The sequence below is a fragment of the Microbacterium sp. NPDC058062 genome (genome assembly GCF_042885375.1).
Lineage (GTDB): Bacteria > Actinomycetota > Actinomycetes > Actinomycetales > Microbacteriaceae > Microbacterium > Microbacterium trichothecenolyticum_C.
Map to the genome: position 1 here is coordinate 781,699 of NZ_JBHVSC010000001.1, position 12,226 is coordinate 793,924.

14 protein-coding genes are annotated in these 12,226 nt (G+C 71.3%); 10 read left to right on the plus strand and 4 right to left on the minus strand.

The window, feature by feature from the left end; all coding sequences use genetic code 11:
* Positions 1 to 91 precede the first annotated feature (91 nt).
* Entirely contained in the window at positions 92 to 877 is a 786-nt protein-coding gene (locus ACFVSU_RS03490) for an ABC transporter ATP-binding protein (RefSeq protein ID WP_387138059.1), read from the minus strand.
* Between the two features lie 9 nt (positions 878 to 886).
* Entirely contained in the window at positions 887 to 2,080 is a 1,194-nt protein-coding gene (glgA, locus tag ACFVSU_RS03495; RefSeq protein ID WP_387138063.1) for a glycogen synthase, read from the minus strand.
* 76 nt (positions 2,081 to 2,156) lie between these two features.
* On the opposite strand from glgA, the gene ACFVSU_RS03500 reads away from it, so the two are divergent.
* The 3 genes from ACFVSU_RS03500 (at position 2,157) to ACFVSU_RS03510 (ending at position 4,855) form a co-directional block, all read left to right on the plus strand.
* On the plus strand, positions 2,157 to 3,401 hold the full coding sequence (locus tag ACFVSU_RS03500; protein ID WP_387138066.1) for a glucose-1-phosphate adenylyltransferase: 1,245 nt from the start codon (positions 2,157 to 2,159) through the stop codon (positions 3,399 to 3,401).
* 42 nt (positions 3,402 to 3,443) lie between these two features.
* Positions 3,444 to 4,085, plus strand: a complete 642-nt coding sequence (gene serB, locus ACFVSU_RS03505; protein ID WP_387138069.1) for a phosphoserine phosphatase SerB — start codon at positions 3,444 to 3,446, stop codon at positions 4,083 to 4,085.
* Positions 4,086 to 4,147: 62 nt separating this feature from the next.
* Entirely contained in the window at positions 4,148 to 4,855 is a 708-nt protein-coding gene (locus tag ACFVSU_RS03510) for an alpha/beta fold hydrolase (protein ID WP_387138073.1), read from the plus strand.
* Positions 4,856 to 4,884: 29 nt separating this feature from the next.
* On the opposite strand, the gene fabG is transcribed toward ACFVSU_RS03510, so the two are convergent.
* The gene (gene fabG, locus ACFVSU_RS03515; protein WP_387138076.1) at positions 4,885 to 5,595 is read right to left on the minus strand and encodes a 3-oxoacyl-ACP reductase FabG; all 711 of its coding nucleotides are present in this window, start codon (positions 5,593 to 5,595) and stop codon (positions 4,885 to 4,887) included.
* Between the two features lie 128 nt (positions 5,596 to 5,723).
* On the opposite strand from fabG, the gene ACFVSU_RS03520 reads away from it, so the two are divergent.
* The 4 genes from ACFVSU_RS03520 (at position 5,724) to ACFVSU_RS03535 (ending at position 7,828) form a co-directional block, all read left to right on the plus strand.
* On the plus strand, positions 5,724 to 6,254 hold the full coding sequence (locus ACFVSU_RS03520) for a DUF4190 domain-containing protein (RefSeq protein WP_387138079.1): 531 nt from the start codon (positions 5,724 to 5,726) through the stop codon (positions 6,252 to 6,254).
* Between the two features lie 67 nt (positions 6,255 to 6,321).
* Positions 6,322 to 6,711 (plus strand): DUF3099 domain-containing protein, encoded by a 390-nt coding sequence (locus ACFVSU_RS03525; RefSeq protein WP_387138083.1) that lies wholly within the window; start codon positions 6,322 to 6,324, stop codon positions 6,709 to 6,711.
* Positions 6,708 to 6,938, plus strand: coding sequence for a hypothetical protein (locus tag ACFVSU_RS03530; protein WP_387138086.1), 231 nt, complete (start codon positions 6,708 to 6,710; stop codon positions 6,936 to 6,938). Before ACFVSU_RS03525 ends, ACFVSU_RS03530 begins: the two co-directional genes overlap by 4 nt.
* Positions 6,935 to 7,828: an SURF1 family protein gene (locus ACFVSU_RS03535; protein ID WP_387138089.1), complete on the plus strand. Its 894-nt coding sequence runs from the start codon at positions 6,935 to 6,937 to the stop codon at positions 7,826 to 7,828. The genes ACFVSU_RS03530 and ACFVSU_RS03535 overlap by 4 nt, the downstream gene beginning before the upstream one ends.
* Before the next feature lie 21 nt (positions 7,829 to 7,849).
* Here ACFVSU_RS03535 and ACFVSU_RS03540 read toward each other — a convergent pair whose 3' ends face one another.
* Complete coding sequence (locus ACFVSU_RS03540; protein ID WP_387138093.1) at positions 7,850 to 9,448, minus strand: ABC-F family ATP-binding cassette domain-containing protein; 1,599 nt, start codon at positions 9,446 to 9,448, stop codon at positions 7,850 to 7,852.
* Between the two features lie 165 nt (positions 9,449 to 9,613).
* Between ACFVSU_RS03540 and ACFVSU_RS03545 the strand changes: the two genes are divergently transcribed.
* Genes ACFVSU_RS03545 through ACFVSU_RS03555 form a run of 3 tightly spaced genes read left to right on the plus strand, consistent with a single transcriptional unit; the run spans position 9,614 to position 12,167 of the window.
* Positions 9,614 to 10,222 carry a DedA family protein gene (locus ACFVSU_RS03545; protein ID WP_387138096.1) on the plus strand — a complete coding sequence of 203 codons (609 nt, stop codon included), beginning with the start codon at positions 9,614 to 9,616 and terminating at the stop codon, positions 10,220 to 10,222.
* Between the two features lie 26 nt (positions 10,223 to 10,248).
* Positions 10,249 to 11,499 carry a histidine kinase gene (locus tag ACFVSU_RS03550; protein WP_387138099.1) on the plus strand — a complete coding sequence of 417 codons (1,251 nt, stop codon included), beginning with the start codon at positions 10,249 to 10,251 and terminating at the stop codon, positions 11,497 to 11,499.
* The gene (locus tag ACFVSU_RS03555; RefSeq protein ID WP_387138102.1) at positions 11,496 to 12,167 is read left to right on the plus strand and encodes a response regulator; all 672 of its coding nucleotides are present in this window, start codon (positions 11,496 to 11,498) and stop codon (positions 12,165 to 12,167) included. Before ACFVSU_RS03550 ends, ACFVSU_RS03555 begins: the two co-directional genes overlap by 4 nt.
* Positions 12,168 to 12,226 lie beyond the last annotated feature (59 nt).

Sequence of the window (12,226 nt, forward strand, 5' to 3'; positions counted from 1 at the left end):
TTTGCCAGGGCGGTCAAAGTCTGGGGTGCGAATGCACCAAAGAGATTCTACCAGTCTCCGGCGCGGACGCCGAACCGGCCGTTCTCGGGGCTCAGTGCGCGGCGCGTGCCGCGTAGCGGCCGCCCTCCTCGCTGAGGCTGATCGGCACGCCGAACGTGTCGGTGAGCGCCTCGGCGGTGAGGGTCTCGCGGATCGGACCGGATGCCACGGCCTGGCCGTCGCGCAGCAGCAGCACGTGGGTGAATCCGATGGGGATCTCCTCGACGTGGTGCGTGACCATGATCATCGCCGGCGTCGTGGGCGCCTGTGCGTAGCCGCCGAGCAGGATCAGCAGCTCTTCGCGCGCGCCCAGGTCGAGGCTGGCGGTCGGCTCGTCGAGGAGCAGCAGCTCGGGGTCGGTCATGACGGCACGGGCGATCTGCACGCGCTTCTGCTCGCCGTCGCTGAGGGTGCCGAAGGTGCGGTCGGCGAGGTGGTCGAGCTTCCACTCCGCCAGCACGCGCAGCGCACGGCGCTCGTCGATGTCCTCGTAGTCCTCGCGCCAGCGGCCGAGCACCGAGTACGCCGCCGTCAGGACGACGTTGAGCACGGTCTCCTCCGGCGGCACGCGACGCGCCATCGCGGACGAGGCGAACCCGATCCGGGGCCGCAGTTCGAAGACGTCGGTGCGGCCGAGACGCTCGCCGAGGATGGTGACGACGCCCGAGGTGGGGTGCAGCAGCGTGTCGGCCATCTGGAGCACGGTGGTCTTGCCGGCGCCGTTGGGTCCGAGGACCACCCAGCGCTCGTCGTCGTTGATCGTCCAGTTCAGGTGGTCGACGATGTTCCGGGCGTTTCGGCGGACGACGACGTCGGAGAACTCGAGCACCTGGGGCATGCTGACAGCCTATCGGCCGCCGGAGACCACCTCCGCGTACAGGGCGGCCGTCTGGTCGGCGATGCGCTGCCAGCTGAAGTCCTCGGTCGCGCGCGTGCGTCCGGCGGCGCCGTACTCGCGCGCACGCTCCGGGTCGCTCACGACCTCGGTGAGCACGCGCGCGAGATCCGCCACGTACTGCTCCGGGTCGGTCGGGGTGCCCGTGCCGTCCTGCACCTGCTCGATGGGCACGAGGCGACCCGTGACACCGTCGACGACGACCTCCGGGATGCCGCCGGTGGCCGTCCCGACGACGGCGGCGCCGCAGGCCATCGCCTCGAGGTTCACGATGCCGAGCGGCTCGTAGACCGACGGGCAGACGAAGGTGGTCGCCGCGCTCAGGATCGTGCACAGCTCGTGGCGCGACAGCATCCGATCCAGCCACACCACACCCTCGCGGGTCTCCTGCAGCCCGCGGACGAGACCTTCGACCTCGGCCATGATCTGCGGGGTGTCGGGGGCGCCGGCGGCCAGGATCACCTGCACGTCGGCGGGGAGGCGCTCGGCGGCGCGGAGGAAGTACGGCAGGCCCTTCTGCCGCGTGATGCGGCCGACGAAGACGACGGACGGCTTCGCCGGGTCGATCCCGAGCTCCGCGAGCAGAGCAGGGTCCTCGACGGGGTGCCACGCCTCGACGTCGATGCCGTTGTAGATCACGCGCACGCGCTCGGGGTCGAGTGCCGGGTAGCTGCGCAGGATGTCTTCGCGCATGCCGTTGCTCACCGCGACGATGGCCGCGGCGCTCTCGTACGCCGACTTCTCGATCCAGCTCGAGACGGCGTACCCGCCGCCGAGCTGCTCGGCCTTCCACGGGCGCAGCGGCTCGAGGCTGTGGGCGGTCACGATGTGCGGGATGCCGTGCAGCAGAGATGCGAGGTGCCCGGCGAAGTTCGCGTACCAGGTGTGACTGTGCACAACGTCGGCGCCCGCGACATCCGTCACGATCTCGAGATCCGTGCCGAGCGTCTGCACCGCGGCGTTGGCGGCAGACAGCTCGGCCGGCACGCCGTAGGACGTGGTGCCTTCCTCGTCGCGCTCCGCGCCGAACGCGCGCACCCGCACGTCGATGCTCGAGCGGAGCGCCTTCACCAGTTCGGTCACGTGGACACCGGCGCCCCCGTAGATCTCGGGCGGGTACTCCTTGGTCACGATGTCGACGCGCATGGCACGAAACCTAATACACGGAAACGTCCGCGTGTAGCGGGTACCCGTAATCTCCCACCGGCCCTAGGGTGGTGCCATGCCAGCAGCCCCCAAGGTCTTCGGAATCATCCTCGCCGGCGGCGAAGGGAAGCGGCTGATGCCGTTGACCGCGGATCGCGCAAAGCCCGCCGTCCCGTTCGGAGGCCAGTACCGGCTCATCGACTTCGCGATCTCGAACCTGATCAACTCGGGCCTGAGGCAGATCGTGGTGCTGACGCAGTACAAGTCCCACAGCCTCGACCGTCACATCTCGCAGACGTGGCGGATGTCCGCGCTCCTGGACTCCTACGTCACCTCGGTGCCCGCGCAGCAGCGCCTGGGCAAGCGCTGGTTCTCGGGATCGGCGGACGCCATCCTGCAGAGCCTCAACCTCATCAACGACGAGCAGCCCGACATCGTCGTCGTGATCGGCGCCGATCACGTCTACCGCATGGACTTCCGGCAGATGCTCGCCGCCCACATCGAATCAGGTGCGCGCGCCACGGTCGCCGGCATCCGTCAGCCGATCTCGCTAGCGAATCAGTTCGGTGTGATCGACGTCGACCCCGAGGACCCGGTGCGCATCCGCGAGTTCCTCGAGAAGCCGCAGAACGCGGTGGGCCTGGCCGATGCACCCAACCAGGTGCTCGCCTCGATGGGCAACTACATCTTCGACACCGACGCGCTCATCGAGGCCGTCGAGTCCGACGGGGAGCTGCCGACGTCGAACCACGACATGGGCGGCGACATCATCCCCTACTTCGTGGACCGCGGCGAGGCCGGCGTCTACGACATGAACCGCAACGACGTGCCGGGTTCGACCGACCGCGACCGCTACTACTGGCGCGATGTGGGAACCATCGACTCGTTCTTCGACGCGCACCGCGATCTCATCTCGACGCTGCCGGTGTTCAACCTGTACAACATGGACTGGCCGATCCACTCGCAGGCGGTCAACTCCCCGCCCGCGAAGTTCGTGCGCGATTCCGTCGGCCGCATCGGCAACGCGATCGACTCGATCGTGTCGCTCGGGTCGGTGCTGTCGGGCACGCACCTCGAGCGCAGCGTGGTGGGTCCGTGGACGCTCGCCGGCGGCGGGTCGACGATCACCGACTCGGTGCTGTTCGACCACGTCCACGTCGGTGCGGGCGCGCGCGTGCACCGCGCGATCCTCGACAAGAACGTGGTGCTCGAGGACGGCGCCACGGTCGGCGTCGACCGCGACAAGGATCTCGCGCGCGGCTTCACGATCACCGACAGCGGCATCACCGTCGTCGGCAAGGGGTTCCGCGTCGAGCGCTGACACACGGCGGGAAGCGGCATCCGGTCCGGCTAGCGTGGGAGCATGCCTGCCGCGCCCGCCCGCTTCCTCGTCGTGCTCGACGCCGACTCCACGCTCATCCGCAACGAGGTCATCGAGCTGATCGCCGACGAGGCCGGACGCGGCGCCGAGGTCGCGGCGGCGACGGAGGCCGCGATGCGCGGCGAGGTCGATTTCGCGACCAGCCTGCGCTCCCGCGTCGAGGCCCTCGAAGGGGTGCCGGTCGCGGCGTTCGCGCGTGTGCTGGCGCGCATCGAGCCCACGCCGGGCGTCCGCGAGCTGATCGCGGCCGTGCACCAGCGCGGCGGCGCCGTGGGCGTGGTGTCGGGCGGATTCCACGAGATCCTCGACACCGTCGCCCCCGGCCTCGGGGTGGACGTGTGGCGCGCCAACCGGCTCGCGACGCGGGACGGCGTGCTGAGCGGCACCGTGGACGGCGGGATCGTGGATGCTGCGGGCAAGGCCGCCGCCCTCCGCGAATGGGCCGACGAGCGCGGCGTGCCACTCACCCGCACCCTCGCGATCGGCGACGGCGCCAACGACCTCGAGATGATGGCCGTCGCCGGTCTCGGCGTCGCCTTCAACGCGAAGCCCGCGGTGCGCGAACGCGCCGACCTGGTCGTCGGTCCGGTCGACCTCGCCGAGGTCATCCCGCTGCTGCCTTAGTCGCACCGCACGGCCGCGTGCGGGGCTGTTCCGATGTCGGGCGCCGTCGGTAGCGTCGAAGCATGCACATCATCCTCGTCCCCGGGCTGTGGCTCGACGCGTCGTCGTGGGGCGACGTCGACCCCGCGCTCGAAGCCGCCGGCCACCGCACGCACGCGCTCACCATGCCGGGGGTCGGCGCCTCCGGAACGGAGTCCGCGGGCATCGGCATCGCCGACTGGATCGCGGCGACGGTCGCGCAGATCGATCGCCTCGACGGTCCCGTCGTCCTCGTCGGTCATTCGGGCGGAGGCAACGTCGCTTACGGCGCCGTCGATGCGCGGCCCGACCGCGTCGCCCGGGTCGTCTTCCTCGACACCTTCCCGCCCGGCGACGGCGGCTCCATCTCCGAGTTCCCGGTCGTCGACGGGGTCATCCCGTTCCCCGGCTGGGACTTCTTCGACGAGCTCGACATCGCCGACCTCGACCCGCAGACGCGGGCGGAGGCGGCGGCGCGCGCGAAGTCGGTGCCCGAGCGGGTGCCCACCGATCCGATCCGGCTCACCGATGAGCGACGGCGCGCCGTTCCGGCGACGATGATCACCGGCACCGTGCCGGAGGCGCAGATCCGCGAGATCATCGCGGCGGCACCGCCCTGGGCGACCGAGCTCGCCGCCCTCGAGCACCTCGACATCATCGAGCTCGGCTCCCCCGGAGACCCGACGGGCCACTGGCCGCAGTTCTCACGGCCGGGCGCCGTCGCCGAGGCGATCCTGCAGGCGATCGGCTGAGAACGCCGACGTCACGCGCGGTGCGGCGGTCAGTGCCCCATGCCGAGGCCGCCGTCGACCGGGATCACGGCGCCGGAGATGTAGGCCGCGTCGTCCGAGGCGATCCACGTCACGACGCCGGCCACCTCGTCGGCCGACGCGAAGCGCCCGGCGGGGATGTTCTTCTTGTACTCGGCCTGCGTGTCGTCCGAGAGCTCGGCCGTCATGTCGGTCTCGATGAATCCGGGAGCCACGACGTTCGCCGTGATCCCGCGAGCGCCGAGCTCGCGGGTGAGCGAGCGCGCGAACCCGACGAGGGCGCTCTTCGAGGCGGCGTAGTTGATCTGACCGGCCGAGCCGTACAGCCCGACGACGCTCGAGATCAGCACGACGCGGCCCCAGCGGGCGCGCAGCATCCCCTTGGAGGCGCGCTTGACGACGCGGAAGGCGCCGCCGAGGTTGGTCGAGACGACGCTGTCGAAGTCGTCCTCGGTCATGCGCAGCAGGAGGGTGTCCTTCGTGATGCCGGCGTTCGCGACCACGATCTCGACCGGGCCCAGCGTGTTCTCGACCTCGGTGAAGGCGGCGTCGACGGCTGCGGCATCCGTCACATCCGCCCGCACGGTGAGGGTGCCCTCGGGACCCTCACCGGAGCGCGCGGTGACGGCGACCTTGTAGCCCTCGGCGACGAAGCGCTCCGCGATGGCGCGGCCGATGCCGCGGTTTCCGCCGGTGACGAGGACGACGCGATCGGTGGACATGGTGGCACTCCCGGGGGTTGTGGCGGATCCGCACCAGCCTACCGGCGGCGCCCCGATCGGCCGGCGTGTTTGACACCCCCGCCGCGGCGCTGGGACTCTGGTCCCAGACATCGAAGAAAGGCCGCCCCGTGAGCGACAACACCCCGCAGAACCCCGCACCGGAGCCGGGCTCGTACCCGCCGGTTCCGCCCGCTCCGGCGGCGGATCAGCCCGCCCAGCCCGCTCCGGGCGCCTACCCGCCGCCCGCTCAGGGGGCGTATCCCCCGCCCGCCTACGGCGCGCCCGCCGCTCCTGCGTACGGCAGCGCTCCCGCGTATGGCGCGGCGCCCGCCTACGGCTCCGCTCCCGCGTACGGCGCTGCCCCCGGCTACGGCTACGGCGCCCCGGCCAAGACCAACACCCTCGCGATCGTGTCGCTCATCGCGTCGATCTCGAGCTTCGTGATCCTCCCGTTCATCGGCTCGATCGTGGGTGTCATCACGGGCCACATGTCGCTCAACCAGCTCAAGACGAGCGGCGAGCAGGGGCGCGGTATGGCGCTGGCCGGCACAATCGTCGGCTGGGTCGGCCTGGGCCTCACGATCATCGGCATCATCGCCGCGATCGCGTTCTTCGCGTTCTTCGCGTCGGTGTACCAGCAGTACGGCACGTACTCCTGAATCCGCTCGCCCCGGGACCCGTTCCCGGGGCGATCACGCGGTGCAACCGGCGTACCCTGGAAGTACCGTGAAGAGTTCGAGCCACGCCCCGTCGGCGACATCCCTGCCGCGTTCCCCGCGCGACGACGTCGACGCGCGCTCGACCCGCTACCTGATCACGATGGGCATCCGCGTCGCGTGCTTCATCCTCATGGTGGTCATCACGCCCTACGGCTGGTACACGTGGGTCTTCGGCGCCGCGGCGATCTTCCTGCCGTACATCGCCGTCGTCTCCGCGAACGTCGGCCAGGAGGCACGGCGCAACCGCCGCGAGGATCCCGAGCCCGCGCTTCCCGCCGCACCCACGACCGCTGCAACCGGAACCCCGGTGATCCGCGTCGAGGAGACCCGGGCGATCCCGGCGGATGACAAGCGCACGGACGAGAAGCCCACCGACGAGGCGGACCCGACCGCATGAGCGACGCCGGACCCGACCAGGTCGCCGACGCGGTCTGCTCGCGCGCAGGGTGCCGCGCCGCCGCGCTCTGGCGCATCGACTGGCGCAATCCGCGCATCCACGCCGAGGACCGCCGCAAGACCTGGGTGGCGTGCGACGAGCACGTGGGATACCTCCGCGAGTTCCTCACCGCACGCGACTTCCCGGTGACAGTCGCCCCGCTCGCCCCGACGGAGGCCGCCCGATGAGCCCCCGCTCCGTGAGCATGCAGAACCTCCCCCGCGCGGGCCGCTGGGCGATCTACATCGCCCTCGCTGTGGTGTTCGCGATCGCGTGCGCCTTCCTGTCGAACTGGCAGTTCACGCGCAACCAGGAGCGCTCCGGACAGCTCGCGCTCGTCGCCGAGAACTACGACGCCGTCCCGGTGCCGCTGACCGAGCTCCTCCCCGCCGACGGCGATTTCTCGCCCGGTGACGAATGGCACCCGGTGACCCTGACCGGCACGTACCTGACCGACGAACAGCTTCTGGTGCGCAACCGCCCGCACGGCGGAACCTCGGCCTTCGAGGTGCTCGTGCCCTTCCGCCTCGACGACGGCCGCGTGCTGCTGGTCGACCGCGGGTGGGTGCCGCCGGGCCAGGACCAGCCCGTCCCCGACGCGATCCCCGCTCCCCCGTCCGGCGAGGCGACCGTGATCGTTCGTCTGCGTCCGGGCGAGGCCCTGCCGTCGTCGGGTCGCTCGGCGCCCGAGGGACAGGTCCCGACGATCAACCTCCGCCTCGTCGCCGACACGATCTCGCCCGCCGCCGGCGAGGCCCTCGAGCAGAGCGCCTACGGCGTCATGGTGTCGGAGGACCCGGCACCGGCGACCGCGCCCAGCGCCCTCGAGCCCCCGTCGGACGACCCCGGGCCTCACCTCTCGTACGCGATCCAGTGGATCCTGTTCGCGGTGATGGGCTTCGTCTTCATCGGCTACGTCATCCGCACCGAGCGCCGGCACCGTCGCGAGGATGCGGAGGACGCCGCGTCGGAGGAAGGCGGAACGGATGCCTCGGCTCCCGCGCCGCCGGCACCGCGCCGTCGCCGCGACCGCGACGCCGAAGACGAGGACGCGCTGCTCGACGCAGCCGGCCGCTGAGCCCGACTGCTCGCTGTCGGGCTACGCGAGGGTGACCAGGTCCGCGTAGTCGCGGCCCCAGATGTCTTCGACGCCGTCGGGGAGGATGAGCACCCGCTCGGGGTTGAGCGCCTCGACCGCACCCTCGTCGTGGGACACGAGCACGACCGCACCCTCGTAGTGGGCGAGCGCGCCGAGGATCTCCTCGCGCGACGCGGGGTCGAGGTTGTTCGTGGGCTCGTCGAGCAGCAGCATGTTCGCCGACGACACGACGAGGGTCGCCAGCGACAGGCGCGTCTTCTCGCCGCCGGACAGCACGCCGGCGGGCTTCAGCACGTCGTCGCCGGTGAACAGGAACGAGCCGAGCACCTTGCGGGCGTCGGTAGCGGTGATGTCGGGCGCTGCCGACATCATGTTCTCGAGCACCGAACGCGACACGTCGAGGTTCTCGTGCTCCTGGGCGTAGTAGCCGATCTTGAGGCCGTGGCCGGGCTCGAGCTGCCCGGTGTCGGGCTGGTCGACCCCGGCGAGGATGCGCAGCAGCGTCGTCTTTCCGGCACCGTTGAGGCCGAGGATGACGACCTTCGAGCCGCGGTCGATCGCGAGGTCGACGTCGGTGAAGATCTCGAGCGAGCCATAGGACTTGGAGAGACCCGAGGCCATGAGCGGCGTCTTGCCGCAGGGCGCCGGCTTCGGGAACCGCAGCTTCGCGACGCGCTCCTCCTGGCGCACTTCGTCGAGGCCCGCGAGCATCTTCTCGGCGCGCGCCACCATCTGGTGGGCCGCGGCGGCCTTCGATGCCTTGGCGCCGAACCGGGCCGCCTGCTGCTGCAGGACGGTGGCCTTCTTCTCGACGTTGGCGCGCTCCTTCTTGCGGCGCTCCTCGTCGGCCACCCGCTGGCGCAGGTAGTTCTTCCAGTTCATGTTGTAGACGTCGATGACCTGGCGGTTCGCGTCGAGGTAGAAGACGCGGTTGACCGTCTCGCCGACGAGCTCGACATCGTGCGAGATCACGATGAGCCCGCCCTTGTAGCCCTTGAGGAACTCGCGCAGCCACACGACGCTGTCGGCGTCGAGGTGGTTCGTCGGCTCGTCGAGGATCATCGTCTGCGCGTCCGAGAACAGGATGCGCGCGAGCTCGATCCGGCGGCGCTGACCACCCGACAGGGTCTTGAGCGGCTGGTCGAGGATGCGGTCCGGCAGCGAGAGGTTGTGGGCGATGGACGCCGCCTCGGCCTCGGCCGCGTAGCCGCCGAGCGCCTCGAAGCGCTCGGTGAGGTTCGCGTACTTGCGCATCGCCTTCGCGGCGACCGTCTCGTCGTCGTCGCCCATCGCGAGGGATGCCTCGTGCATGCCGATCGCGAGCGAGCCGAGGCCGCGGGCATCGAGGATGCGCGTGCGGGCCAGCATCTCGGGGTCGCCCGAGCGAGGATCCTGAGGCAGGTAGCCCAGTTCGCCCGAGCGCTCGACCTTGCCGTCCGCGGGGATGAGATCGCCCGCGAGGACCTTGGTCAGCGTCGTCTTGCCGGCGCCGTTGCGGCCGACGAGACCGATCTTGTCGCCGTCGGAGACGCGGAAGGAGACGTCCGACATGAGCACGCGGGCGCCCACGCGGATCTCGAGGTCGTGCACGGCGAGCACAGCGGAAGTCCGATCCGTCGATGGAGATGGGGAGGTGGCCGAACGGCCAGCCTCCCAGTATACGGGGCCGCCTGCGTCGGCGTTCGCCGGAATACCTCCGCAGAGGGACCCGGTCGATACCGCAGAGGGATGCCCCGGGCGACACCGCGCGCATACCGTGCCCGAGTGGATGTCATCTCCGACCTCGTGCTGCAGGCCGTCGCCTCCCCGTGGCTGTACCTGGCGATGTTCGCCGTCGCGGTGATCGACGGGTTCTTCCCGCCCGTGCCGAGCGAGACGGTGCTGGTCGCGTCGGCGGCGGTGGCAGCATCCACCGGCCGTCCTGATCTGGTCGTGCTGGGTCTCGTCGCTGCCGCGGGAGCAGCGGTCGGCGACAACATCGCGTTCGCCATCGGGCGGCGCACGGGCAGCGCGAGGTTCGCGTGGATGCGGCGGCCCCGCGTCGCCGCAGCGCTCGCCTGGGCGGGCGCCGCGCTCGACCGCCGGGGCGCCGGGCTCATCCTCGGCGCGCGCTTCATTCCGGTGGGACGCGTGGCCGTCAACCTCTCCGCCGGCGCGCTCGCCTACCCGTGGCGGCGGTTCGCGCTGCTCAGCGCGGCGGCGGGACTGTGCTGGGCCGCCTACAGCATCACCATCGGGCTGCTCGCCGGGGCCTGGCTGAAGGATCAGCCGCTGCTGAGCGCGACGCTCGGCGTCGTGCTCGCCGTGGGCATCGGGCTGCTCGTGGACCGGCTGCTCACGGTGCGCGCACGTCGGGTCGCGGCATCCGCGTGAACGTCGACGACTGACAGGATGACATCGTGCGCGACACCTCCTCCCTCGTGACATCCGGGTCCCGGATGCGGCGCAGGCCGAGCACCGAGGCGATCGCCTTCGGCGCACTGGCACTCGCGGCGGTCGCGCTGTTCTCCGTGCTCGTGCCCGTACACAGCGCGCTGTACCTCCAGCCGGCGCCCCTCGCCTTCCTTTTCGGGGCGATGCTGTGCTCCGCCCCGCTCCTGGCCGTGCGGTTTCCGCGCTGGTCGATCGCGATGTCCACCGTGGCGGCCGTCGCCCTGCCCCTGCCCGTCGGCGAGCCCGCGACGACATGGCCGTGGCCGTGGTCCGTGCCGGCGATGCTCGCCTTCATCCTCGTCGTCGGCGTGCTCGCGATCCTGCACGGCTGGCGGGTCGCTCTGGTCGCCTGGCTCCTCGGCATCGGGGGCACCCTCGCGGTCGTCATCGCGCTGGCGGCAAGGGTGCCGGTGGTGGCGGGGATCGTGAATCTCGTCATCGTCACGTCGGTGTCGGGCGCCGCCCTGCTGGTCGCTGTGCTCGCGGCCAGCCGTCTGCGCGTGGGCGCCGAGCTCACCCGGGAGCGCGAGCTGACCGCCCTCGAGCAGTCGCGGCGCGTCCTCGTCGAGGAGCGCACGCGCATCGCCCGCGAGCTGCACGACGTCGTCGCGCACGGCATGTCGCTCATCCAGGTGCAGGCGTCGACGGCCCGGTACCGCGTACCGGGGCTGCCGGGCGAAGCGGTGCAGGAGTTCGACGAGATCGCCCGGACGGCGCGCGAAGGGCTCACCGAGATGCGGCGGCTCCTGGGGGTGCTCCGCACCGAGGATCAGCAGGCCGACCTCGCGCCGCAGCAGGGGCTGCGCGACATCCCGGATCTCGTGCAGGCGCTGCGACGCGCCGGCGCCGAGATCGAGGCCGCGCTCACCCCGGTACCGGAGTCGGTGCCGGGCGCAGTGGACATCGCCGCCTTCCGCATCGTGCAGGAGGCGCTGAGCAACGCGGTGCGGCATGCCCCGCAGGCACCGATCGAGCTGACGGTGGAGGCGGATGCCGCCACCCTGCGCCTCCGGGTCCGCAACGCCCCGTCGAGCGAGGCCCCGAGCCCCGACGCCTCCACCCCGCGAGGACACGGCCTCCTCGGCATGCGCGAGCGCGCGACGCTCGTCGGCGGCACCGTGAGCGCGAGCGCCGACGCCGACGGCGGGTGGACCGTGCGCGCCGCGCTCCCCCTCGCCCCGCTCCCGCCCGACCCGACGCCAGGAGGCGCAGCGTGACCATCAGTGTTCTCATCGCGGATGACCAGGCCATGGTGCGGGCGGGATTCGCCGCCCTCCTCGACGCGCAGGACGACATCCGCGTCGTCGGTCAGGCCGCAGACGGGAGGGAGGCGGTGACGCTGTCGGCGCGTCTCGACCCCGATGTCGTGCTGATGGACGTGCGGATGCCCGAACTCGACGGCATCGCCGCGACGCGACGGATCCTGGGTCCGGACTACCCCGCCGCCCACGTCCCGCGGATCCTGATGCTGACCACGTTCGACATCGACGACTACGTGTACGACGCCCTCGAGGCGGGTGCGAGCGGTTTCCTCCTGAAGGATGCCCTCCCGGAGGACCTCGTGCACGCCGTGCGCGTCGTCGCCGCGGGGGACGCGCTGCTCGCACCGAGCGTGACCCGGCGCATGATCGAGCACTTCGCTGCTCGCCGGCCCCGTGCCGGGCGCGCCGGCGCGGCTCTGCGCGAGCTCACCGAGCGCGAGCGCGAGGTGCTCACCCTCATCGGCCGTGGGCGCTCCAACGCCGAGATCGCCGCGGAGCTGTTCATCTCGGAGCAGACCGTGAAGACGCACGTCGGCAAGGTGCTGGCGAAGCTCGGCGTCCGCGATCGCGTCCAGGCCGTGATCTTCGCCTACGACGCGGGGCTGGTCGAGCCCACCCTCTGATCCCTCCACGGGGTGACGCCACGACGGCACCGTGGAGCGATGCGACCGCGCACACCGCC

Bases quoted from the DNA above. Each gene is read 5' to 3' on its own strand.
- ACFVSU_RS03500 (WP_387138066.1), top strand. From the start codon at position 2,157: ATGCCAGCAGCCCCCAAGGTCTTCGGAATCATCCTCGCCGGCGGCGAA.
- serB (WP_387138069.1), top strand. From the start codon at position 3,444: ATGCCTGCCGCGCCCGCCCGCTTCCTCGTCGTGCTCGACGCCGACTCC.
- ACFVSU_RS03490 (WP_387138059.1), bottom strand. From the start codon at position 877: ATGCCCCAGGTGCTCGAGTTCTCCGACGTCGTCGTCCGCCGAAACGCC.
- fabG (WP_387138076.1), bottom strand. From the start codon at position 5,595: ATGTCCACCGATCGCGTCGTCCTCGTCACCGGCGGAAACCGCGGCATC.
- ACFVSU_RS03510 (WP_387138073.1), top strand. From the start codon at position 4,148: ATGCACATCATCCTCGTCCCCGGGCTGTGGCTCGACGCGTCGTCGTGG.
- glgA (WP_387138063.1), bottom strand. From the start codon at position 2,080: ATGCGCGTCGACATCGTGACCAAGGAGTACCCGCCCGAGATCTACGGG.
- ACFVSU_RS03530 (WP_387138086.1), top strand. From the start codon at position 6,708: ATGAGCGACGCCGGACCCGACCAGGTCGCCGACGCGGTCTGCTCGCGC.
- ACFVSU_RS03535 (WP_387138089.1), top strand. From the start codon at position 6,935: ATGAGCCCCCGCTCCGTGAGCATGCAGAACCTCCCCCGCGCGGGCCGC.